Source organism: Agromyces flavus, assembly GCF_900104685.1.
Taxonomy (GTDB): Bacteria; Actinomycetota; Actinomycetes; order Actinomycetales; family Microbacteriaceae; genus Agromyces; species Agromyces flavus.
Window position 1 is genome coordinate 519,412 of sequence record NZ_LT629755.1, and the last position, 21,673, is coordinate 541,084.

At 71.5% G+C, this 21,673-nt stretch carries 21 protein-coding genes and 2 pseudogenes; 12 read left to right on the top strand and 11 right to left on the bottom strand.

Annotated elements, in window-relative coordinates:
- Positions 1 to 7 precede the first annotated feature (7 nt).
- Entirely contained in the window at positions 8 to 313 is a 306-nt protein-coding gene (locus BLT99_RS02595) for a hypothetical protein (protein ID WP_092669040.1), read from the top strand.
- A gap of 24 nt (positions 314 to 337) precedes the next feature.
- Here BLT99_RS02595 and trhA read toward each other — a convergent pair whose 3' ends face one another.
- A complete protein-coding gene (trhA, locus tag BLT99_RS02600) occupies positions 338 to 1,132 on the bottom strand; it encodes a PAQR family membrane homeostasis protein TrhA (RefSeq protein ID WP_092669042.1) in 795 nt (264 codons plus the stop codon).
- A 72-nt stretch (positions 1,133 to 1,204) separates the two neighbouring features.
- Here trhA and BLT99_RS02605 point away from each other — a divergent pair, with 72 nt between their 5' ends.
- The 3 genes from BLT99_RS02605 to BLT99_RS02615 all read left to right on the top strand — a co-directional run bounded on the left by BLT99_RS02605 (position 1,205) and on the right by BLT99_RS02615 (position 4,726).
- On the top strand, positions 1,205 to 1,990 hold the full coding sequence (locus BLT99_RS02605; protein ID WP_092669044.1) for an isoprenyl transferase: 786 nt from the start codon (positions 1,205 to 1,207) through the stop codon (positions 1,988 to 1,990).
- A gap of 40 nt (positions 1,991 to 2,030) precedes the next feature.
- Positions 2,031 to 3,149: an aminotransferase class V-fold PLP-dependent enzyme gene (locus BLT99_RS02610; protein WP_229724861.1), complete on the top strand. Its 1,119-nt coding sequence runs from the start codon at positions 2,031 to 2,033 to the stop codon at positions 3,147 to 3,149.
- A 191-nt stretch (positions 3,150 to 3,340) separates the two neighbouring features.
- Positions 3,341 to 4,726 (top strand): PhoH family protein, encoded by a 1,386-nt coding sequence (locus BLT99_RS02615; protein ID WP_229724860.1) that lies wholly within the window; start codon positions 3,341 to 3,343, stop codon positions 4,724 to 4,726.
- A gap of 54 nt (positions 4,727 to 4,780) precedes the next feature.
- Here BLT99_RS02615 and BLT99_RS02620 read toward each other — a convergent pair whose 3' ends face one another.
- The 5 genes and pseudogenes from BLT99_RS02620 to xseA all read right to left on the bottom strand — a co-directional run.
- Positions 4,781 to 6,196 carry a class II fumarate hydratase gene (locus tag BLT99_RS02620; protein WP_092669046.1) on the bottom strand — a complete coding sequence of 472 codons (1,416 nt, stop codon included), beginning with the start codon at positions 6,194 to 6,196 and terminating at the stop codon, positions 4,781 to 4,783.
- 56 nt (positions 6,197 to 6,252) lie between these two features.
- Positions 6,253 to 6,906: a carbonic anhydrase gene (locus tag BLT99_RS02625; protein ID WP_197675522.1), complete on the bottom strand. Its 654-nt coding sequence runs from the start codon at positions 6,904 to 6,906 to the stop codon at positions 6,253 to 6,255.
- A 12-nt stretch (positions 6,907 to 6,918) separates the two neighbouring features.
- Positions 6,919 to 7,560, bottom strand: a complete 642-nt coding sequence (locus BLT99_RS02630) for a DUF4245 family protein (protein WP_092669048.1) — start codon at positions 7,558 to 7,560, stop codon at positions 6,919 to 6,921.
- On the bottom strand, positions 7,560 to 7,742 hold the full coding sequence (locus BLT99_RS02635; protein WP_407922604.1) for an exodeoxyribonuclease VII small subunit: 183 nt from the start codon (positions 7,740 to 7,742) through the stop codon (positions 7,560 to 7,562). The genes BLT99_RS02630 and BLT99_RS02635 overlap by 1 nt, the downstream gene beginning before the upstream one ends.
- 24 nt (positions 7,743 to 7,766) lie before the next feature.
- Positions 7,767 to 9,036, bottom strand: a pseudogene (xseA, locus tag BLT99_RS02640) (exodeoxyribonuclease VII large subunit); the annotation flags it as partial.
- An 85-nt stretch (positions 9,037 to 9,121) separates the two neighbouring features.
- Here xseA and BLT99_RS02645 point away from each other — a divergent pair.
- Entirely contained in the window at positions 9,122 to 10,168 is a 1,047-nt protein-coding gene (locus BLT99_RS02645) for a 4-hydroxy-3-methylbut-2-enyl diphosphate reductase (protein WP_092675497.1), read from the top strand.
- A gap of 6 nt (positions 10,169 to 10,174) precedes the next feature.
- Positions 10,175 to 11,401: a hypothetical protein gene (locus BLT99_RS02650; RefSeq protein ID WP_229724858.1), complete on the top strand. Its 1,227-nt coding sequence runs from the start codon at positions 10,175 to 10,177 to the stop codon at positions 11,399 to 11,401.
- 18 nt (positions 11,402 to 11,419) lie between these two features.
- On the opposite strand, the gene BLT99_RS02655 is transcribed toward BLT99_RS02650, so the two are convergent.
- Entirely contained in the window at positions 11,420 to 12,037 is a 618-nt protein-coding gene (locus BLT99_RS02655) for a DUF6264 family protein (RefSeq protein WP_092669054.1), read from the bottom strand.
- 8 nt (positions 12,038 to 12,045) lie between these two features.
- Positions 12,046 to 13,077 carry a class II fructose-bisphosphate aldolase gene (fbaA, locus tag BLT99_RS02660; RefSeq protein WP_092669056.1) on the bottom strand — a complete coding sequence of 344 codons (1,032 nt, stop codon included), beginning with the start codon at positions 13,075 to 13,077 and terminating at the stop codon, positions 12,046 to 12,048.
- Positions 13,078 to 13,195: 118 nt separating this feature from the next.
- Between fbaA and BLT99_RS02665 the strand changes: the two genes are divergently transcribed.
- The 5 genes and pseudogenes from BLT99_RS02665 to BLT99_RS02685 all read left to right on the top strand — a co-directional run bounded on the left by BLT99_RS02665 (position 13,196) and on the right by BLT99_RS02685 (position 17,648).
- Positions 13,196 to 14,095: a fructose-bisphosphatase class II gene (locus BLT99_RS02665; protein ID WP_157674913.1), complete on the top strand. Its 900-nt coding sequence runs from the start codon at positions 13,196 to 13,198 to the stop codon at positions 14,093 to 14,095.
- Positions 14,096 to 14,240: 145 nt separating this feature from the next.
- The gene (gene glpX, locus BLT99_RS02670; RefSeq protein ID WP_092669060.1) at positions 14,241 to 15,242 is read left to right on the top strand and encodes a class II fructose-bisphosphatase; all 1,002 of its coding nucleotides are present in this window, start codon (positions 14,241 to 14,243) and stop codon (positions 15,240 to 15,242) included.
- A 65-nt stretch (positions 15,243 to 15,307) separates the two neighbouring features.
- A pseudogene (locus BLT99_RS17920) lies at positions 15,308 to 15,568 on the top strand (SRPBCC family protein); the annotation flags it as partial.
- A gap of 247 nt (positions 15,569 to 15,815) precedes the next feature.
- The gene (locus BLT99_RS02680; protein WP_092675502.1) at positions 15,816 to 17,180 is read left to right on the top strand and encodes an MFS transporter; all 1,365 of its coding nucleotides are present in this window, start codon (positions 15,816 to 15,818) and stop codon (positions 17,178 to 17,180) included.
- Positions 17,181 to 17,255: 75 nt separating this feature from the next.
- Positions 17,256 to 17,648, top strand: a complete 393-nt coding sequence (locus BLT99_RS02685; RefSeq protein ID WP_092669062.1) for a VOC family protein — start codon at positions 17,256 to 17,258, stop codon at positions 17,646 to 17,648.
- A gap of 64 nt (positions 17,649 to 17,712) precedes the next feature.
- Here the strand turns inward: BLT99_RS02685 and BLT99_RS02690 are convergent, their stop codons facing one another.
- From BLT99_RS02690 to BLT99_RS02700, 3 genes are all read right to left on the bottom strand, one after another.
- Positions 17,713 to 19,197 (bottom strand): DNA recombination protein RmuC, encoded by a 1,485-nt coding sequence (locus BLT99_RS02690; RefSeq protein ID WP_229724856.1) that lies wholly within the window; start codon positions 19,195 to 19,197, stop codon positions 17,713 to 17,715.
- Between the two features lie 54 nt (positions 19,198 to 19,251).
- Positions 19,252 to 20,091: an SDR family oxidoreductase gene (locus BLT99_RS02695; protein ID WP_092669064.1), complete on the bottom strand. Its 840-nt coding sequence runs from the start codon at positions 20,089 to 20,091 to the stop codon at positions 19,252 to 19,254.
- 64 nt (positions 20,092 to 20,155) lie between these two features.
- Entirely contained in the window at positions 20,156 to 20,773 is a 618-nt protein-coding gene (locus BLT99_RS02700) for a 3'-5' exonuclease (protein ID WP_092669066.1), read from the bottom strand.
- Here BLT99_RS02700 and BLT99_RS02705 point away from each other — a divergent pair, their 5' ends adjacent.
- Entirely contained in the window at positions 20,774 to 21,655 is an 882-nt protein-coding gene (locus tag BLT99_RS02705; protein ID WP_229724855.1) for a class I SAM-dependent methyltransferase, read from the top strand.
- Positions 21,656 to 21,673 lie beyond the last annotated feature (18 nt).

Genomic DNA, 21,673 nt, shown 5'->3' on the forward strand with positions numbered 1-21,673 from the left:
GAATCCGATGCTCGTCGTGCCCGCCTTCGCGCCGCTCCTCGCCGTCGCGGCCGAGGAGGAGTTCGATCCGAACGACGTCACGCCCGGCGTCGAGGGATTCGTGATCACGTTCCTCGTGATGGCGGTCGTGCTGCTGCTCGTGCTCGACATGGTGCGCCGCATCCGCCGGGTCAACTACCGCGCCGAGGCGCGCGAGCGGCTCGACGCCGAGGAGCGCGCGGCCGCCGGGATCGGTTCGGGCGACGAACTCGGCGACGGCGCCGGGCCGACGGATGGCGCGGCATCCGACACCCCGCCCTCGAAGCCCGAGTAGCCCGGCTCGGCGGCCGGCCGCGCGTCAGCCGTGGTAGGCCGGTTCGAGCGCGATCAGCAGCGTGGCCGTCCAGTGGCACATGAACGCGAGCACCGTGCACACGTGGAAGATCTCGTGGAACCCGAAGTGGCCGGGCCACGGGTTCGGTCGCTTGAGGCCGTAGACGACCGCGCCGATCGTGTAGAGCACGCCGCCGACGATGACGAGCACCATCATCGCGACGCTCGCGGCCAGCAGGTCGCCGAGGTACATGACGGCCGCCCAGCCCAGCAGCAGGTAGATCGGCACGTACAGCCAGCGCGGCGCGGTGATCCAGAACACGCGGAAGCCGATGCCGAGCAACGCCCCGCCCCAGACGATCGCGAGCAGCACGAAGCCCTTGTCGGGCGGGAGGGCGAGGATCGACAGCGGGGTGTAGGTACCCGCGATGAGCAGGAAGATGTTCGCGTGGTCGATCCGCTTGAGGATCACCTTCGTGCGCGGCTTCCAGTCGAACCGGTGGTACAGCGCCGAGTTGCCGAACAGCAGCATCGACGTGAGCGTGAACACCGCCGACGCCCACTTCGCCCAGGGTCCCTCGGCCAGCGCGATGAGCACGACGCCCGCCGCGATCGTCAGGGGGAAGGTGCCGGCGTGGATCCATCCGCGCCACGTCGGCTTGAGGTCCTCGGGATGCTCCGGCGAGGCGTCGATGAGCGGCAGGTTGGGCAGGTCGGGCCCGCGCCGCTCGTCGACCGCGACGGCCGCATCGGATGCATCGAGCTCCGACGCCGGCCTGGTCAGGTGCTCGGCCACGTCCTCGGGCTCATGCGCGCTCATGGGCCAAGCGTAGGACGGCCAGCATCACGGCTTGCTGTGAGCCGTCGGGCCGCGGAGGGGTAGCGTAGTCGGGTGCAGACGAGCGATCATCACTCCGGTCGCGGCTTCCTCTACCGGCTCTACCAGAACCGGCTCCGGCGCGAACTCGACGAGGCCGAGATCCCGCACCACGTCGCGATGATCATCGACGGCAATCGCCGCTGGGCCAGGCAGCTCGGCTACGAGTCGGCCGCGCACGGCCACCGTGCCGGAGCCGCGAAGATGCGCGAGTTCCTCGAATGGTGCGACGACCTCGGCATCAAGGTCGTCACGCTCTACCTGCTCTCCAGCGACAACCTCGTCAACCGCACGAACGACGAGCTCTCCGACCTCATCGAGATCATCGCCGACCTCGCCGAGGAGCTCAGCCACTACCGCGACTGGCGCGTGCAGCATGTCGGCTCCGACGCCGGGCTGCCCGAACCGCTGGTGGCGGCGCTGGATGCCGCCGAACAGCGCACGGCGGGCAAGCGCGGGCTCCACGTGAACCTGGCGGTCGGCTACGGCGGACGCAAGGAGATCACCGACGCCATGCGCTCGATCGTCGCCGCGCATCACGCCGAGGGACGCAGCCTCGAGGACCTCGCCGAACGGCTCACGCCCGAGCTCATCGGCGAGCACCTCTACACCGGCGGCCAGCCCGACCCCGATCTCGTGATCCGCACCTCGGGCGAGCAGCGCCTCAGCGACTTCATGCTGTGGCAGGCCGCGCACAGCGAGTTCTACTTCGTCGAGGCGCTCGGGCCCGACCTGCGCGAGGTCGACTTCCTCCGCGCCATCCGCGACTACACCATGCGGCATCGGCGGTTCGGCGGCTGATCCACGCGCGGCCGTCCGCCGTTCTGCCATGATGGCGACCGTGACCATCGACGAGTACGCGGCCGGCTTCGGCGAGGAACCGGGCTACCTCGACTACGCCCGCGTCGGACCGCTCGCGCGCGTCGCCGCCGAGGAGACCCTGGCGTTCACGCAGGTCCTCGAGCGTGCGCGATACGGCAGCATGGAGGCGTTCCGCGAGCAGGACGTGCGCGTGCGGGCCGCGGCATCCGCCCTCACCGGCACGCCCGCCGAGCGGATCGTGTCGATCCCCAACACCTCCACCGGGCTCATGCACGCCATGTTCGGGCTCACGGGCGCGGTGCTGCTCTCGCCGGGCGAGTTCCCGAGCGTGCCCATCGCGGCCGTGCGGGCCAACGAGGCGCTGCACTCGGTGCAGCCCGCGTGGCTCGAGACCGATCACGGCAAGGTGACACCGGGCCAGATCCGCGAGCAACTCGAGGCCAACGTCGCCGCCGTCGCGGTGAGCCTCGTGGACTCCCGCACGGGCTACCTCTGCGACCTCGAGGGGATCCGGCAGGTCATCGGCGATCGGCTGCTGATCGTCGACGCGATCCAGGGCTTCGGCATCGTCGACGCCCCGTGGGACCTCGCCGACGTCGTCGTGACGGGCGGCCAGAAGTGGTGCCGCGCCGGATGGGGCACCGGTGTGATGGTCCTCTCCGAGCGCGCGCTCGAGCGGCTCACGCCCGTGTTCTCGGGCTATACCGGTACCGAGGACGACGAGGTGTGGGACGAGGTGCCGCCCCCCGCGGCCGGCGCTCGGGCGTATCGCGTGTCCAACCCCGACCCGATCGCGCAGGCGCGCTTCGCCGCAGCGCTCGAGGAGCTCGCCGGAGTCGGCGTCCCCGAGGTGAACGCCCGCGTCGCAGAGAACGTCAGCCGGGTCATCGAACTCGCCGACGAGTTCGCGATCCCGGTGGCGTCCTCGCGCGACGAGCGCGAGCGCGCCGGCATCGTGGTGCTCGAGCCCGAGCCCGAGCACGTCACCGTGCTCACCGCGTCGCTGCACAACCACGGCGTCACCGCGACGACGCGGCTCGGCACCGTGCGGCTCAGCGTGCACGCCGTGCTCTCCGAGGACACCGTCGAGATGCTGCGCGGCGCGTTCGTCTCGTTCAACACGGCCGCGACGTACTGACCTCCCGCGCGGTGTCGCGTCGACTTCATGAACGGCGGATGTCGCGCCGCGTGTCGCGCTTCCGATGTCGCCCGTCGGACGTACCGTCGAGGCATCGGGCAAGGCGCCCGGTCGAGTCGGCTCGTGAACCGCTCGTGGAGGGATCGCCCGCCGGCGCGAGAGCCGAGCGAGAGCTCGGGGCAGGAGCGGTCGTGACCTCTGTCGAACCCACCAAGCCCCTCGGTCCGGTCGAGTCGAAGGAGCGCCGCACGCGGCCCTCCGACGCGACCCCGGGGGCTGCCGCGCAGGCCGAGCGCACCTACGTGCTCGACACGTCGGTGCTGCTGTCCGACCCGCGTGCGCTGTTCCGATTCGCCGAGCACCCCGTGGTCCTGCCGGTCGTCGTGATCACCGAGCTGGAGGCCAAGCGAAACGATCCCGAGATCGGGTACTTCGCGCGCGCCGCGCTCCGTCTGCTCGACGACCTCCGCGTCGAGCACGAGCGGCTCGACTTCCCGATCCCCGTCGGCGAGGGCGGATCGCTCCGGGTCGAGCTCAACCACTCGAGCCTGTCGGTCCTGCCCAGCGGGCTGCAGTTGGCCGACAACGATTCGCGGATCCTCGCCTGCGCCCTCAACCTGGCCAATGACGGCCTCGAGGTCACCGTCGTCTCGAAGGACCTTCCGCTGCGGATCAAGGCGGCCTCGGTCGGCCTCGACGCCCAGGAGTACCGCGCCGAACTGGCCGTCGACTCCGGCTGGACGGGCATGGCCGAGCTCGCGCTCGGCTCCAACGACATGGCCAAGCTGTACGAGCACGATTCGCTCATGACCGACGGGGTCCAGGGCATGCCGGTCAACACCGGGCTCGTGATCCACTCCGAGCGCGGCTCGGCACTCGGACGCGTCGTGGGCGAGCGCGAGGTGCGGCTCGTGCGCGGCGATCGCGAGGTCTTCGGCGTGCACGGTCGCTCGGCCGAGCAGCGGCTCGCGATCGACCTGCTGCTCGACCCCGAGATCGGGATCCTCTCGCTCGGCGGCCGCGCCGGCACCGGCAAGTCGGCGCTCGCGCTCTGCGCCGGACTCGAGGCCGTGCTCGAGCGCCAGCAGCACAAGAAGATCATGGTGTTCCGGCCGCTCTACGCGGTGGGCGGGCAGGAGCTCGGGTTCCTCCCCGGCGACCAGGGCGAGAAGATGAACCCCTGGGCGCAGGCGGTCTTCGACACGCTCGGCGCGCTCGTGTCCGACAACGTGCTCGACGAGGTCATCGATCGCGGCATCCTCGAGGTGCTGCCGCTCACGCACATCCGCGGCCGGTCGCTCCACGACGCGTTCGTGATCGTCGACGAGGCGCAGTCGCTCGAACGCAACGTGCTGCTCACGGTGCTCAGCCGCGTCGGGCAGAACTCGCGCGTCGTGCTGACGCACGACGTCGCACAGCGCGACAACCTGCGCGTCGGCCGGCACGACGGCGTCGCGAGCGTGATCGAGACGCTGAAGGGGCACCCCCTCTTCGCACACGTCACGCTGACCCGCTCCGAGCGCTCGGCGATCGCCGCGCTCGTCTCCGAGATGCTCGACGGCAACGAGCTGGCGTAGTCCGTACGCGACGACGGCCCCGCAGCGCGAGCTCCGGGGCCGTCGTACGTCGGACTACTTCGCCTGCGGCGGACGCGTCATCGACAGCAGGTGAAGCGCCTCGTCGAGCTGCTCCTCGGTGAGGTCGCCGCGCTCGACGTGGCCGAGGTCGATCACGGCCTCGCGCACCGTGATGCCCTTGGCCACCGAGTGCTTGGCGATCTTCGCGGCGGCCTCGTAGCCGATGATCTTGTTCAGCGGCGTCACGATCGACGGCGACATGCCGGCGAGGGCGGACGTGCGCTCCTCGTTGGCCTCGAGGCCCTCGACGGTCTTGTCGGCGAGGACGCGGACCGAGTTGGCGAGCAGGCGGATCGACTCGAGCAGCGCGGTGCCCATCACGGGGATCTGCACGTTGAGCTCGAACGAGCCGGACGCGCCCGCCCAGGCGATCGTCGCGTCGTTGCCGACGACGCGCGCGGCGACCATGAGCACGGCCTCGGGGACGACGGGGTTGACCTTGCCGGGCATGATCGAGGATCCGGGCTGGAGGTCGGGGATGTACAGCTCGCCGAGGCCGGTGTTGGGGCCCGAGCCCATCCAGCGCAGGTCGTTGCAGATCTTCGTCAGGCTGACCGCGATGGTGCGCAGGGCGCCGGACGCCTCGACGAGGCCGTCGCGGTTGGCCTGCGCCTCGAAGTGGTCGGCCGCCTCGGTGATGGGCAGCTCGGTCTCCTGCTGGAGGAGCTCGATGACGAGCTGAGGGAAGCCGGCGGGCGTGTTGATGCCCGTGCCGACGGCCGTGCCGCCGAGGGGCACCTCGGCGACGCGCGGGAGCGCCGACTGCACGCGGTCGATGCCGAGGCGGATCTGCCGGGCGTAGCCGCCGAACTCCTGGCCGAGCGTGACCGGCGTGGCATCCATGAGGTGGGTGCGGCCCGCCTTGACCACGTCGGACCACGCCTCGGCCTTCGCCTCGAGCGCGACCGCGAGGTGGTCGAGCGCCGGGATCAGTTCGTCGATGAGGGCGGCGGTGACCGCGATGTGCACCGAGGTCGGGAACACGTCGTTGGACGACTGCGACGCGTTGACGTGGTCGTTGGGATGCACCGGGCTGCCGAGCTGCTCGGTGGCGAGCGAGGCCAGCACCTCGTTCATGTTCATGTTCGAGGAGGTGCCCGAACCGGTCTGGTAGACGTCGATCGGGAAGTGCGCGGCGATGTCGACCCGGCCGTCGATGACCTGGTCGGCCGCGTCGGCGATCGCCTGGGCGATCTTCTCGTCGAGCACGCCGAGCCGGGCGTTGGCGAGCGCGGCGGACTTCTTGATGCGCGCGAGCGCGGCGACCTGCGCCGGCTCGAGCCCCTTGCCGGAGATCGGGAAGTTCTCGACGGCTCGCTGCGTCTGCGCGCGGTACAGGGCCGACGCGGGGACCCGCACCTCGCCCATCGTGTCGTGTTCGATCCGGTAGTCGGCGGCGTTGTCCACCACGGTATGTTCCCCTTCGATTGCGATGCGCGCGCAGCGGGCGGATGCCGCCGTCGGCTTCAGATGCGACCGACTGCGATGTCGGTCTCGGCGCGACCCTCGAGCAGTCGGTAGTTCGCGCCGACGACAGCCAGCGTACCCGCTGCGATCGCATCGCTGATCAGCTCGGAGCGCTCGACGAGCTCGGCCACGGTGTCGCGCAGGTGCTCGCGTCCGACGTAGCCGGCGTCGATCGACTCGGTGTCGATCGGGCCTTCGGCGGTGCCCGCGACGCGCCGCACGGCGGGAACGATCCGGTCGACGAGCGAGGAGATGTGCGCGGGCAGCGGGTCGGGCTCGGCGCCTTGGGAGTCGATCGCGGCGCGCACGGCGCCGCAGTGGTCGTGCCCGAGCACCAGGATGAGGGGGACGCCGAGCACGCCCACCGCGTACTCGAGCGAACCGAGCACCGAGTCGGAGATCACCTGGCCGGCGTTCCGCACGACGAACGCGTCGCCCAGCCCCACGTCGAAGATGATCTCGGCGGCGAGGCGCGAGTCGCTGCAGCCGAAGATCGCCACGAGGGGGCGCTGGTGGTTCGCCAGCTCGGTGCGGCGGTCGACATCCTGCCGCGGATGCTGCGGGGTGCCGGCGGTGAATCGGGCGTTGCCGGCGCGCAACTCGCGCCAGGTCTCTGCGGGCGTGGTCGGTCGTGCGGGGGCGGACTGGCTCACGGCCGTCTCCTCTCAGCGCTGCGCGTCGATGGCGGGGACGATCGCCCGCGCCAGGGTGTCGAACTCGTCGGGGTCGGCGGTGCCAAGCAGCACGAACGTGCTCTCGCCCGCCTCGGTCACGAGACCGTATCGCGCATTGCCGACGTCGGCGTCGGTGTCGCGGTTGTCGTAGACGGTCCACTCGACGCCGTCGATCGTGACGACTCCGGTGGCGATCGTGTTCGCGAGCAGCTCGGCGGTCCACGTGGGGTTCGCGGCGAAGCCCTGGTACATGCCGACGTACTCGTCGCCCGGGGTGAGGTAGCCCGCGTACCAGGCGGTGACGCCGTCGGCCTCGCGCTGGCGCAGCGAGGCGTCGTTGGATCGCCAGCCCTCGGGCAGCTCGGGAACCGCGAGCTCCTCCTCGACGCCGACCTGGGCCTGCGCGGCGACGGCGGCCACGTCGACGTCGCGCTCGATCGGGGTGTCGCTGCGCGGCACGATGAGCACGATCACGGCGACGACGGCGAGGCTCGCCACGAGCGCCCCGACCAGGTTGCGCACGTTCTGCCGCTGCCGGTGATTGCGGGAGTCCTGGGCCTTGCGGGCCGCCGTCTCTTCTGGCGTCTCCGGGCGACCGAGCTCGGCGACCACGCGCCCCTCGCGGCGGGCCATCAAGCGTCGCCGCCGTCGGTCGCGGCGGCGCGCGCCGCGCCGGCACGTGCGGCGTCGAGCCGGGCCTTCGCCCCGAGCAGCCACTCCTCGCAGCGCTGGGCCAGCGCCTCGCCGCGTTCCCACAGCGCGAGGGACTGCTCGAGCGTGGCCGAACCCTGCTCGAGCTCGGCGACGACGCGCACGAGCTCGTCGCGCGCCTGCTCGTAGCTGAGCTCGGCGACATCCGGGGGAGTGGTGGGCATGGAGGGCATTCTATTCGGCGTCGCCGACAGCACCCCGTGAGGTCGCCGCCAGGCGGCCCTCTGCCAGTGTGATGCGCAGCGCCGTGCCGTCGGGCGCCTGGTCGGGGCGCGTGAGCACGCCGTCGTGCTCGCGCTGCACGATCGCGTAACCCCGCTCGAGCGTGGCGAGCGGGGACAGGGCCCGGAGCTGCGAGCGCAGCTCGGCGGTGCGGGTCGCCGCGCGCTCGATCGCGCGGTCGGCGAGCTCGGCGCCGCGGGCGACCCAGCGCGTCACGTCCTCGGCGCGGCGGTCGACGATCCACGTCGGGTCGGCGAGCGCCGGGCGCGTGCGCAGGTGGCCGATCCGGTCGATCTCGTGGGTGACCAGTGTCGTCACGCGCATGCGGACGCGGGCCCGCGCCTGCTCGACGCGGACGAGTTCCTCGGCGACGTCGGGCACCACGCGCTTCGCGGCATCCGTCGGCGTCGAGGCACGCAGGTCGGCGACCTCGTCGAGCAGGGGGCGATCGGCCTCGTGCCCGATCGCGCTCACGATGGGGGTGGATGCCGCGGACGCGGCCCGCACGACGCGCTCGTCGCTGAAGCCCAGCAGGTTCTGGAAGTCCCCGCCACCGCGCGCCACGATGATGACCTCGACCTGCGGGTCGGCGTCGAGCCGCCGCATGGCGGCGACCACCTCGGGAGCGCAGCGATCGCCCTGCACGGCCGCGTACGCCATCCGGAACTCGACCGCAGGCCAGCGCAGTCGCGCATTGCGCACCACGTCCTTCTCGGCGTCGCTATCGCGCCCGGTGACCAGGCCGATCACCTGCGGCAGGAACGGCAGCGCCTTCTTGCGTGCGGAGTCGAACAGGCCCTCGGCGGCGAGCTGCACGCGCAGGCGCTCGACGCGCTCGAGGAGGTCGCCGATGCCGACGTGGCGCACGTCGAACACCTGCATCGTGAGCGAGCCGCCCTTGACCCACCAGTTGGGCTTGACGAGTGCGACGACGTGGTCGCCCGCCTTGAACTGCTCGGTGAGCTTCGCGCGCGTCGACGACCAGATCGAGAACGACACCGTGGCATCCGCCTCGAGGTCCTTCAGCTTGCCGTAGACGTTGCCGGCCGACACGCCCCACTGCGTGATCTCGCCCTCGATCCACACCGTGCCGAGGCGGTCGAGGTACTCCTTGAGCTTGCCCGAGAGCATCGAGACCGACCACGGGGTCTCTCGGGTGGTGGGGCCCTGAGCCATGCGCCTCCCAGCTGATCGTCGTTCGCGCCCGCGTAGGATGGCACCCGTGACGAGCTTGACGGATGCCCCGCGGATCGACCTCGGCATGCCTCGGATCCCGAGCGTGCGAGGCCGGCTCAAGGATATCCCCGTCCCCGGACGCAAGAGGGTCCTGCTGGCCGCCCCGCGCGGGTACTGCGCGGGCGTCGACCGTGCCGTCATCGCCGTCGAGAAGGCGCTCGAGCACTACGGCGCGCCCGTCTACGTGCGAAAGCAGATCGTGCACAACATCCACGTCGTGACCGAGCTCGAGAAGCAGGGCGCCGTGTTCGTCGAGGAGGTCGACGAGGTCCCCGAGGGAGCGCACGTCGTCTTCAGCGCGCACGGCGTCTCACCCGCGGTCGTCAACTCCGCGGCCGACCGCGGCCTGCACGCGATCGACGCGACCTGCCCCCTCGTGACCAAGGTGCACCGCGAGGCCGTGCGGTTCGCGCGCGACGACTTCGAGATCCTGCTCATCGGCCACGAGGGCCACGAAGAGGTCGAGGGCACGGCCGGCGAGGCGCCCGACCACGTCACGCTCGTCAACAGTCCCGACGACGTGCCGAACATCGAGGTGCGCGATCCCGACAAGGTCGTCTGGCTCTCGCAGACCACCCTCTCGGTCGACGAGACGATGGAGACCGTCCGCCGGCTCCGCGAGCGGTTCCCGAACCTGCAGGATCCGCCGTCCGACGACATCTGCTACGCCACGCAGAACCGCCAGGTCGCGATCAAGAAGGTCGCCCGCGAGGCCGACGTCGTGATCGTCGTCGGCTCGGCGAACTCGTCGAACAGCGTGCGGCTCGTCGAGGTCGCGCTCGAGAACGGCGCGAAACGCGCCTACCGCGTCGACTACTCGACCGAGATCCAGCAGGAATGGCTCGAGGGCGCCGCGACCGTCGGCGTCACGAGCGGCGCGTCCGTGCCCGAGGGGCTGGTCAAGGAGGTGCTCCTCGAGCTCGAGGACGCCGGCTACGGCGAGGTCGCCGAGGTGAAGACCGCCGAGGAGGACCTGATGTTCTCGCTGCCGAAGGAACTCCGCAAGGACCTCTCGGGCAACCGCGACGCACGGGCCCTCGGCGGGCGCAGCCGCGCCGCCTCGGCCTCCTGACGGTCGATGGCCGCCGAGCCGGTGGGTGACGGTCCCGAACCGAGCGCGGGCATCGGCGGAGCCGGATGGGGCTTCGATGCGCGCCCGCTGATCGAGCCGGTCGACCGCGCCGCCGTGCGCGAGTTCGCCGGCGAGCTCCGAGCGAGCGGCCGCGTTCCGGGCCTCTTCGGAGGAGCGGACGGATTCCGGATCATCCCGATCGCGTTCGCGGTCGTGGTCGGGCTCGTCGTGCTGGGCGTCTTCGGGTCGATCCTGACGTCGATCGCGAGCCTGGCGTCCCAGGCCGGCGGCGGCGCGCTGGTCACCTTCGTGCCGGTGGGGATCGTGGTCGGCGTGGTCGCGCTCGGAATCGTCGGCCTGGCCCGCGGCGGCCTCGGCACGTCCACGCGCTGGTACCGCCTCGACCGCTTCGCGCGGGCGAACGCCATGTCGTACGAGCCGCATCGGCGCGATCCCGTGCTGCCCGGCATGATCTTCCAGGTGGGAACGGATCGCGTCGCGACCGATCTCGTGCGCGGCGAGCGACCACGGCCGGTCGAGTTCGGCAACTACCGGTTCACGACCGGCTCGGGCAAGAATCGGTCGACGCACCGCTGGGGCTACGTGGCCGTGAAGCTGGATGCGCCGCTGCCGCACATCGTGCTCGATGCGACGAACAACAACGGCCTGTTCGGCATCTCCAACCTGCCCGCGACGTTCGATCGCGACCAGCGCCTGAGCCTCGAGGGCGACTTCGACGACTACTTCGCACTGCACGTGCCGGTCGGCTACGAGAGCGACGCGCTCTACCTCTTCACGCCCGACATCATGGCGCGGTTCATCGACCATGCGGCCGCGGTCGACGTCGAGATCGTCGACGACTGGCTGTTCCTGTACACCCGGCGCGAGGTGTCGACGCTCGATCCTGCGACCTGGGCCTGGCTCTTCTCGGTCGTCGGGGCGCTGCTCGACAAGGTCGCCCGGTGGGCGCGATGGCGCGACGATCGGCTCGCGAGCACCGAGCCGATGCTCGCCGCCGCCACCCCGACACCCGCGGCATCCCCCGACGCATCGCAGAACGCGCTCGCGTTCGTCCCGCCGCTCCCGCCGCTCCGACCTCCACCCGGCGTCGCGGAACCCGGTCGCCGGCTCACGCGCAGCGTCTCGCGCGCCGCCGTGGTCGCGTTCGTCGTGATCGTCGTGTTCTGGGCGTGGCGCTTCCTCAGCGGCGCGCTGACGTCGTTCTCGCCCTGAGGCACGCGCGAGGTCGCGTCAGACGCCCGACATGCCCTCGAGGTACGACTGGAACGTGGGATCCGTGATGAACACGATCGAGGTCAGGACGATGGTCGCGACCAGCGCGACCACGCCGCCGGCGATCGGCACCCAGAACGCGACCTTCCGCGCGCGAAACCGGACGATGGACCATCCGAGCACCGCGGCATACAGCGCGAGCATGAACACCGTTCCGACGAGCGCGAGCGTCGGCAGCCACTCCTGCGGCGTGTAGGTGCCGACCCCCTGCTGCGTGTAGACCGTCTGGATGGCGGCGGGCAGCTGCTGCAGGCTCACCGACGTGTTCCAGGCGCCCAGGGCGCCGAGCGCGAGCAGCAGGATCGTGAAGAACCGGTCGGCGCTGCGCGTCTGCGCAGCGGGCGCCACCGGGACGGGCGGGGCGGGCGCGTTCGGCGCGGGCGCCGCGGGCGGCGGCGGTGCCGGGTGCGGGGCGGATGCCGCGGCATCCGCCCGCTCGTCGGCCGGCGGCTGCCACGACCAGCCCTCGGGCGCGTACTCGCCGTAGCGCGGACGCGGCCGCTCGTCACGCGGTGGCGCGACACCGTCGGCCGGCTGCGCGTGGGTCTCGTTCCGAGCGGCCTCGTCCTGCGACATCCGGTGCCCTACGCCGAGATCGACTTGCCGGCCGAGCCGAGCTGCCGGGTCGACTCGCCGACGCGTGCGGCCATCGCGGTCTCGGCGACCTTGCCCCAGGCCCGCGGGTCGTACTGCTTCTTGTTGCCGACGGATCCGTCGACCTTGAGCACGCCCTCGTAGTTCTGGAACATGTAGCCGGCGATCGAGCGCGTGAACGCGTACTGCGTGTCGGTGTCGATGTTCATCTTCACGACGCCGTTCGAGACCGCCTCGGCGATCTCGGCGTCGGTCGAGCCCGAGCCGCCGTGGAAGACCAGGTCGAGCGGCTTCTCGCCGGTGCCGTACTTGGCGGCGAGGCCGTCCTGGATCTCCTTGAGCAGCGACGGGCGGAGCTTGACGTTGCCGGGGGCGTAGACGCCGTGCACGTTGCCGAACGTGAGCGCGGCCATGTAGCGGCCGTTCTCCCCGAGGCCGAGCGCCTCGACGGCCGCGATCGCGTCGTTCAGCGTGGTGTAGAGCGCCTCGTTCGAGCCCTCGTGCTGGACGCCGTCCTCCTCGCCGCCGACGACGCCGATCTCGACCTCGAGGATGGCGTTGATGTTCTTGATCTTCGGGAGGATGTCCTTCGCGATCTCGAGGTTCTCGTCGAGCGGTACGGCCGAGCCGTCCCACATGTGCGACTGGAAGATCGGGTTGCGGCCGGCCTTGACCTCCTCTTCGGAGGCGGCGATGAGCGGGTAGACGAAGCCGTCGAGCGCGTCCTTCGGGCAGTGGTCGGTGTGCAGCGCGACCGTGATCGGGTACGCCTTCGCGACCTCGTGCGCGAACTTGGCGAACGCGAGCGCACCGGCGGCGCGCGCCTTCACCGTGTGGCCGGCGAAGTAGTCGGCGCCGCCCGTGGTGACCTGGATGATGCCGTCGGAACCGGCCTCGGCGAGACCCTGCAGCACCGCGTTGAGGGTCTGCGAGCTCGAGACGTTGAAGGCCGGGAACGCGAAGCCCTGGGCCTTGGCGGTGTCGAGCATCTGCGCGTACTGCTCGGGGGTTGCGATGGGCATGCCGTGCTCCTTCGAAGTTCGTGGATTGGCATGAGTCTACCGACGTGTCGAGCGGCCCTCAGGTGCGGGCTGCGCTGGTGCGGGCGGATGGCGCGGCCCGATCGGGCACGATGGACGCGTGACCCATCGACCCGCCGCTCCCGCGCTCGCCGCGGCCCTCGCAGAGGCGACGCGCCTGGCCGCGGTCGCGGCGCTGCCGTTCGTGGGCAGCGGCGACTGGGAGGCCGTCGACGCCGCGGCGGTCGCCGCGATGCGCGCGGCGCTTGCCGACGCCCCCGCCGACGGACGCGTCGTCGTCGGCGAGGGCGAGAAGGACGAGGCGCCCATGCTGCACCTCGGCGAGCGGTTCGGCAACGGGCGCGGGCCGGCGATCGACCTGGCCGTCGACCCCGTCGACGGAACGAGCCTCGCCGCGGCCGGCCTGCCGGGCTCGATGGCGATCATGGCGGTCGCGCCTCGGGGCGCGTTCCTCGACATCGGGCCGGCGCACTACATGCGCAAGCTCGTCAGCCGGGTGCCGGGTCTGCGCGTCGGCGCGCCGGTCGGCGAGACCGTCGCGGCGATCGCCGCCGCGCGCGGCGTGCCCGTGTCCGAGGTGCGCGTGGCCGTGCAGGATCGGCCGCGCAATGCGGCGCTCGCGCGCGCCGCGGAGGACGCGGGCGCTGCCGTCGAGGGGTTCGTGCACGGCGATGTCGAGCGCTGCCTGCGAGCGGCACGGGCCGACGGCGGCCTCGACCTCGTCGTCGGCATCGGCGGTGCTCCCGAGGGGATCCTGACCGCCGCGGCGGTCCGTGCGCTCGGCGGATGGATGCAGGCGCGCCTCGAACCCCAGTCGGCCCGCGAGGCCGAACGCCTGGCGGAGGCGGGGATCCCCGTCGACCGGGTCGTCGGGCTCGACGAGCTGTGCGCCGCTCCGGCGGCCGTGTTCCTCACCGCGGTGACGCCGTGCGACCTCGGACCGGGGTCGCGGCTCGCGCCCGGGGACTCGTGGCGAGCGGGCTCGGTCGACGCGACGTGATGCGGGGCGAGCGCGATGCGCCCGCTCCGCGACATCCGTTAAGAACCGGGGAACTTTCGCCGAGGAATGCCGCCATCGCCGAACCGCGCGCCGACCCGCTCAGTAGGCTCGTAGGCGATCCCACGACTGCCTGGAGGACCCCTCGATGGTGAGCACCGATACCGAAAGCCTCTACCTGCACCCCGATCGCAACATCGCGCTCGAGCTGGTGCGCGCGACGGAGGCGGCCGCCATCCGCTCGTACCCGTGGATCGGTCGCGGCGAGAAGCTCGCCGCCGACGGCGCGGCCGTCGACGCCATGCGGGCGTTCCTCGGCACGGTGAACTTCGACGGCGTCGTGGTCATCGGCGAGGGCGAGAAGGACGAGGCGCCCATGCTGTTCAACGGTGAGAAGGTCGGCAACGGACGCGGTCCGGCGTGCGACATCGCCGTCGACCCCATCGACGGCACCTCGCTGACCGCCGCCGGCCGCCAGAACGCGCTGTCGGTGATCGCGGTCGCCGACCGGGGCACGATGCTCGACGCGTCATCCGTGTTCTACATGGACAAGATCGTGACGGATGCCGCGGGCATCGGCGTCGTCGACATCCGCAAGCCCATCGGCGAGAATCTGCGCGCGCTGGCCGCGGCCAAGGGCAAGGACGTCGGGGAGCTGCGGGTCGCGGTGCTGAACCGCCCGCGGCACGAGCAACTCATCGCCGACATCCGCGCTGCGGGCGCCGGCACGCGCCTGATCAGCGACGGGGACGTCGCGGGCGGCATCAACGCGGCTCGCTACGAGTCGCGCATCGACATGTGCGTGGGCATCGGCGGAAGCCCCGAGGGCATCACGACGGCGTGTGCGATCAAGGCGCTGGGCGGCTTCATGCAGGGGCGGCTCGCCCCGAAGGACGACGAGGAGCGCGCGCGCGGCGAGGCCGCCGGGCTCGACTGCGACAAGGTGTACGAGCTCGACGACCTCGTGCGCAGCGACAACACGTTCTTCGTCGCGACCGGCGTGACCGACGGCGAACTCGTCGACGGCGTCCGCAAGAAGGGACCGATCATCCGCACCGAGAGCATCGTGCTGCGCGGCAAGTCGGGAACCATCCGTCGCATCATCGCCGACCACCTCGTCGAGAAGTGGCTCGACGAGGGCGACCGCTGAGCTGAGTCGCTCCCGGAACGCGGCCCACCCCGCCGAGGTTGCGGGAGAATGATCTCGGAGGACTGATGAGCGTCGATGTCGTGACCGAGATCGTCATCGATCGTCCGGTGGCGGACGTGGCCGCCTACGCGGCGGACCCCTCGAACGCGCCCGAATGGTACGAGAACATCGAACGGGTCGACTGGCGGACCGAGGCCCCTATCCGCATCGGATCGAAGCTGGCGTTCGTCGCGCGCTTCCTCGGCCGTCGCCTCGAGTACACCTACGAGATCGTGGAGCTCGAGCCGGGATCGCGGCTGGTGATGCGCACCGCGCAGGGGCCGTTCCCGATGGAGACGACGTACACGTGGGAGCGGGTCGGCGAGGACGCGACCAGGATGACCCTTGCGCAACCGCGGCGAGCCGGCCGGCTTCTCCCGTGCGGCGGCTCCGTTCATGGCGACGGCGATGCGAAGCGCCAATCGGAAGGACCTCGCTGCGCTGAAGCGCATCCTCGAACGCTGAGACAACGGCCACCCGGTCGCGGGACGGCACCGATTCCCCCAGACTGGGCGAGTGACCACCGCGACGAGGATGCCGCGGGCGCTGCGCCCGTTCGGTTCCGGGCAGTACCGGCTGCTCGTCGTCGCGCTCTCGGCGTCGCTCCTGTCGGCGGGCGCGTGGATCGTCGCCGCGGCATGGCAGGTGATCGAGCTCGGCGGATCGCCCATCGACCTGTCGATCGTCGCCGTGGGCGCGAGTCTGGGGCTCGTCGCGGCGGTGCTCGTCGGCGGGGTGATCGCCGACCGGGTGCCCCAGCGTCGCATCCTCCTCGTGGTCGAGGCGGTGCGCTCCGTCGTGTTCGGCATCGCGGGCGCGCTCGCGCTGGCCGGCCTCATCGAGGTCTGGCATCTCGCGGTCCTCTCGTTCGTGCTGGGCGTCGCCGACGGGTTCTTCTACCCGGCGTACTCGGCGTGGCTGCCGGCGCTGCTCCCGGCCGACCAGCTCCTGGCGGCGAACGGCGTGGAGGGCGTGCTGCGGCCGGTGGCGCAGAACGCCGCCGGACCCGCGCTCGCCAGTGTGCTGATCGCCGTGCAGGCGCCCTGGCTCGCATTCCTCGTCGTCGCGGTGCTGCAGGTCGTGGCGATCGCAGGCCTCGGCCTGATGCACACCACGGCGGTCCGCCGCGATCTCGAGGCGTCCGAGCTGCATCCGGTTCGCCAGATGTTCGTCGACCTGCGTGACGGCTTCTCGTACCTGCTGCGGACCCGATGGCTGTTCGCGACGCTCGCCTTCTCGATCCTGCTCGTGCTCGTGGTGATCGGCCCGATCGAGGTCCTGATCCCGTTCGCCGTGCGCGACCAGACGGGCGGCGGTGCCGGCGAGTTCGCCCTCGTGCTCGCGTCCTTCGGCATCGGCGGCGCGGTCGGTTCGCTGCTGGTGGCGAGCTTCCGGTTGCCGCGCCGCTACCTCACGCTCATGATCCTCGCGTGGGGCTTCGGCTGCATTCCGCTCGCCGTGATCGGCGTGACGTCATGGCTCTGGGTCATGGTCGTCGCGACGTTCATCGTGGGGTTCCTGTTCGATGCCGCGTCGGTCGTCTGGGGGACGCTGCTGCAGCGCCGCGTGCCGCCCGCCATGCTGGGTCGCGTCTCGAGCCTGGACTTCTTCGTCTCGCTCGCCCTGATGCCGCTCTCGATGGCGATCGCCGGACCGGTCGGCGAATGGTTGGGCTTGGCGCCGGCGTTCCTGCTCGCGGGCCTGGTGCCGCCGCTGCTCGCGGTGATCACGCTGGCGGCGGCGCGGCTCGGCCAGGACGAGCTCGCCCACCCGCTCGATGGCATGCTCGACGCGACGCAGGTGACCGGGAGCGAGGCGGCCGCGGGCTTCGCTCCGCCGGTGGACGAGCCGCATCCGCGCTCTCCAGCCGTGCGTCCGGCCGACCCGCGACCGGAGTGACCGTGCTCGACCGTCGGGGGGCTGGACGATCGCTGCGCTCGCGTGCGAGTGTGGGCCCGAGCGAAGGAGGACCGGATGGTGGCCATTCGGGATGCATTCCCCGGATTCAGCGTCGATGACATCGCGGCGGCACGCGAGTTCTACGGATCGAAGCTCGGGCTCGCGGTCGCCGATGAGGCGATGGGAGGGCTACGCCTGACGCTGCCGTCCGGCCAGCCGGTCTTCGTGTATCCGAAACCCGATCACGAGCCGGCCGGATTCACCATCCTGAACTTCGTCGTCGCGGACATCGAGCAGGCCGTCGACGAGCTGAACGCCGCCGGGGTCGAGACCAAGATCTATACGGAAGGATGGGCGTACGGCACCGACGAGCGCGGGATCGCCCACGGCTCGGAGGAGAACCCCGGCCCGAACATCGCCTGGTTCCGCGATCCTTCCGGCAACGTGCTGAGCGTCATCGAGATGTGATGCGCGGTCGCCGTCGCCAGGTCATCGCCGCCTGAGACGAGACGACCGGGGCGACGCCCACCGTTCAGGACGAGGCGGAGCGGATGTGCGGGTCGAGGTCGGCGCCATCGAACTCGCTGTCGATCGCGAGCTCGACCGGGGCATCGACGCCGCCTGCGGCCGCCGATTCGGCAGTGGCGCCGTCGGCGGGAGCGGTCGGCGCGCCGCCCGCTTCGAGGGCGATGCCGCTCTCGGTGAGCTCGGGCGCGGACAGCCGGCGCGGCGACTCGTGGATCGGTGTCGGCTCGGCCACGAGTGAGAGCTTGGTCTCGTTGATGCCCGGGAACTGCCGCGCCGTGACCAGCACGCGGGACTCGAGCGAGCTGGCGAACTTGTTGTAGCTGTCGACGGTGCGCTCGATCGCCTTGCGCAGCGAGTCGGCGTGGCCGGCCAGCACGCCGATGCGCTGGTAGAGCTGGTTGCCGAGGTCGAACAGCTTCTTTGCCTCGTCGGAGACGGCCTGCTGCTGCCAGGCGTAGTCGATGGTCTTCAGCACCGCGAACAGGTTGACGGGCGACGCCAGCGCCACGCGACGCTCGAACGCGTAGTTGAGCAGGACCGCGTCGGCCTCGAGCGCGGCCGAGAGCAGCGACTCGTTCGGGATGAACGCGATGACGAACTCGGGCGACTCCAAGCCCTGCCAGTACCCCTTCTTGCCGAGCGCGTCGATGTGCGAGCGCATCGCCTTGACGTGCTTCTCGATGAGCGCCTTCCGACGGGCTCCCTGCTCGCCGATCGCCGTCTCGGGGATGGCGGAGGCCTCGAGGTAGTGCTCGAGCGGCACCTTCGAGTCGAGGGGGATGTACTTGCCGCCGGGGAGGTAGACGACGAGGTCGGGCCGGCCGCGGCCCTGCTCGGTCGCGACCTGGTGCTGTTCGCCGAAGTCGACGTGCTTGACGAGGCCGGCCGCCTCGACCACGCGCCGCAGCTGCGTCTCGCCCCAGACACCGCGCGTGCTGTTGTTGCGCAGTGCACTCGCGAGCGACTCGGTCGTGGCCCGCAGTTCGGCGTCGGAGAGCTGCGCGCGCTTGAGCTGCTCGGCGAGCGAGCCGTACTGCTCGCTGCGCTGCTGCTCGAGCTCGGAGACCTTGCGCTGCATCGTGGCCAGGGTCTCGCGCACGGGGCTGAGCGCCTGCAGCACCGCACTCTCGCGGCGCTCGCGCTCACTGCGCTCGGCCTGGTCGCGCCGCTGCTGGTCGAGCGCCTCGCGGTACTGCTGCACCTGCTGCTCGAGTTGCTCGCGCAGCCCCGCCGCCGCGGCCTCGGCCGCGGCGAGCTCGGCACGAAGCATCGCCTGCCCCTGCTGCTGCTCGGCGAGGAGCGCTGCGCGTTCGGCGTCGGCGGCGGCGCGGAGCTCGAGCAGCGCGCGCTCATGGCGCGCTTCGACGAGGGCCGGGTCCTCTGCGACCGCACCGCCGTCGGCGGGCCTGCGCGAGGCGACGACGTGCATGACGAGTGCGCCGATCACGCCGCCGACGAGGAGGCCGATGAGCAGGAGGAGGAGGTCCATGCCGTCAGTGTGTCAGCGGCCCCCGACATCTCCGCGGCAGCCGCGCCGATCGCGTCAACCCCGGCGCCACTCGTCGTCGGTGAGGTGCGAGCCGGCCTGCGGTCCCATCTGCAGCATCCCGCCGTCGACCACCCACGAGGCACCGGTCACGTACGCCGCCTCGGGCGAGGCGAGGAACGCGATGACGGCCGCGATCTCGCGTGCGTCCCCCGGACGACCGAGCGGCACGCCCGGGCGACGCTTGGTGCTCGGGTCCTCGTCCTCCTGGTCCGTCATCGGCGTGGCGATCTCCCCGGGGGCGACGCAGTTCGCCGTGATGCCGTGTTCTCCGAGCTCCAGAGCGATCGTCTTCATTAGGCCGCCGAGCCCGTGCTTCGCGGCGTCGTAGGCGCTCGAGCCGACGCGCGGCTGATGCTCGTGCACGCTCGTCACGGCGATGAGGCGCCCGCCCCCGCCCGCGGCCACCATCCGCCGCGCGGCGCGCTGCAGGCACACGAACGGTCCGTCGAGGTCGGTCGCCACGACGTGCCGCCACTCGTCCCACGACTGGTCCGCGAACGGCGTGGACGACCCGGTGCCGGCGTTGTTCACGAAGACGTCGATGCCGCCGAGGCGCTCGCACAGCTCGTCCACAACGTCGCCGCACGCCGGTGCGTCGGCTGCGTCGAGGCGGGCGACCTCGGCGCGTCGGCCGTGCGCGCGCACCTCGTCGGCCGTCTCCTCGGCGCCCGCGGCATCCGAGTGGTACGTGATGCCGACGTCCATGCCGGCGGCGGCGAGCGCGACGGCGGTGGCCCGTCCGATGCCGGAGTCGGCTCCGGTCACGATCGCGCGTCGCGGCGGCGCCTCATCCGGCCAGCGGTCCGTCGCGGCATCCTTCGTCGCCTCGGTCATGCCTGCTCCCTTCGACAGGAACGAGCCAAGCCGACCCGCGTGGACCGCGGGAGGGGGTTGACCGCTACTGCAGCGCCATCGGGCCGTCGGCCGCGGCCGCGGCGGCCGACGCGACGGTGCCGATCGCACCCACCCGCACGCGCGTGACGTGCGCGAGGCGCGCGAGGTCGTCGGCCTCGTGGCGCTTCGCCGCGTGCACGACGATCGCCGCGCAGGCCTCGGCGTCGGCGAGTGCGTCGTGGTGCGAGAAGTCCTCGAAACCGGCGGCCATCGCGGCCGACGGGAGCCGGTACGACTCGAGGTGATAGGTCCGCCGGGCCACCTGCAGGCTGCAGAGGTAGCGGAAGTCGGGCACGGGAAGCCCGTGCACCTCGGTCGTCTTCACGATCACGCCCATGTCGAACCCGGCGTTGTGCGCGACGAGCCAGTCGTCGCCCGCGAACTCCCGTAGGAACGGCAGGTGCACCTCCCATCCGCCGGCGTCGGCGACCATGTCGCGCGTGATCCCGTGGATGCGCACGTTCCAGTACGCGAAGTCGTCGTGCGGGAACGGCGGACGGATGTACCGGTGCTCACGCTCGACCACCCGCCCGTCGACGACCTTCACGAGTCCGACGGAGCACGCCGACGCGGGGGAGGAGTTGGCGGTCTCGAAGTCGATCGCGGTGAAGCTCACGGGCACGTGGGGATCGTCGCACGCGGGCACGACACCGCCGGGCGCGTCGTCCCGCGCGTCGTCGAACGGTTGACGGATGTCGCGGTGCGGGCGTGGAATGGCACCGTGGAGCAGCGCGCCGGCGATGACGGCGGCCTCGTGCGGGATCCCGCAGACCCCGAGACCGTTCGCTCGGCGCGCTCGTTCGGCGCCGCGGCATCCGTGTACGGCGCGGCACGGCCGGGGTACCCGATCGAGGCCGTCGCGTGGTTGGTGGGCGACGCGACGCGCGTGCTCGACCTGGGGGCCGGAACCGGGAAGCTCACCGAGGCGCTCATCGAGCTCGATCGCGACGTGATCGCGGTCGACCCGGTCGAGGAGATGCTCGAGGAACTCGAGGTGCGGGTTCCCGGCGTGCCGCGCATCCTCGGCACGGCCGAGGACATCCCGGTCGAGGATGCATCGGTCGACGCCGTCGTCGCCGGCCAGGCGTGGCACTGGTTCCAGCCCGAGCGCGCGGTGCCCGAGATCGCGCGCGTGCTGCGCCCGGGCGGCACGCTCGGCATCGTGTGGAACAGCCGGGACACGTCGGTCGAGTGGCTCCGGCAGGCCGGCGAGATCATGCATGAGCGGCACGACGCCTCGGCGAGCTTCCAGGACTACGTCCGCGTCGGCCGGCCGTTCGGCCCCATCGAGGAGCACTCGGTCGAGTGGGTCGAGCGGATGTCGCGCGCGAGGTTCCTCGACCTCGTGCGGTCGCGCAGCTACTACCTGACCGCGCCGCCGTCCGAGCAGCGCTCGGTGATCGCCGCGCTCGAGACGCTGCTCACGACCCATCCCGACGTGGCCGGCGCCGAGGAGCTCGCGATCCCGTACGTCACCCGCTGCTTCCGCGCGCGACTCGGCTGAGCGGGCGCCGCGGAGCGG

Excerpts from the sequence above, each read along its gene's own strand:
- trhA (WP_092669042.1), bottom strand. The coding sequence starts at position 1,132 with ATGAGCGCGCATGAGCCCGAGGACGTGGCCGAGCACCTGACCAGGCCG.
- BLT99_RS02695 (WP_092669064.1), bottom strand. The coding sequence starts at position 20,091 with ATGACCGAGGCGACGAAGGATGCCGCGACGGACCGCTGGCCGGATGAG.
- BLT99_RS02690 (WP_229724856.1), bottom strand. The coding sequence starts at position 19,197 with ATGGACCTCCTCCTCCTGCTCATCGGCCTCCTCGTCGGCGGCGTGATC.
- BLT99_RS02655 (WP_092669054.1), bottom strand. The coding sequence starts at position 12,037 with ATGTCGCAGGACGAGGCCGCTCGGAACGAGACCCACGCGCAGCCGGCC.
- BLT99_RS02680 (WP_092675502.1), top strand. The coding sequence starts at position 15,816 with ATGCCGCGGGCGCTGCGCCCGTTCGGTTCCGGGCAGTACCGGCTGCTC.
- BLT99_RS02650 (WP_229724858.1), top strand. The coding sequence starts at position 10,175 with ATGGCCGCCGAGCCGGTGGGTGACGGTCCCGAACCGAGCGCGGGCATC.
- BLT99_RS02630 (WP_092669048.1), bottom strand. The coding sequence starts at position 7,560 with ATGGCCCGCCGCGAGGGGCGCGTGGTCGCCGAGCTCGGTCGCCCGGAG.
- BLT99_RS02645 (WP_092675497.1), top strand. The coding sequence starts at position 9,122 with ATGCCTCGGATCCCGAGCGTGCGAGGCCGGCTCAAGGATATCCCCGTC.
- glpX (WP_092669060.1), top strand. The coding sequence starts at position 14,241 with ATGGTGAGCACCGATACCGAAAGCCTCTACCTGCACCCCGATCGCAAC.
- fbaA (WP_092669056.1), bottom strand. The coding sequence starts at position 13,077 with ATGCCCATCGCAACCCCCGAGCAGTACGCGCAGATGCTCGACACCGCC.
- BLT99_RS02685 (WP_092669062.1), top strand. The coding sequence starts at position 17,256 with ATGGTGGCCATTCGGGATGCATTCCCCGGATTCAGCGTCGATGACATC.
- BLT99_RS02595 (WP_092669040.1), top strand. The coding sequence starts at position 8 with ATGCTCGTCGTGCCCGCCTTCGCGCCGCTCCTCGCCGTCGCGGCCGAG.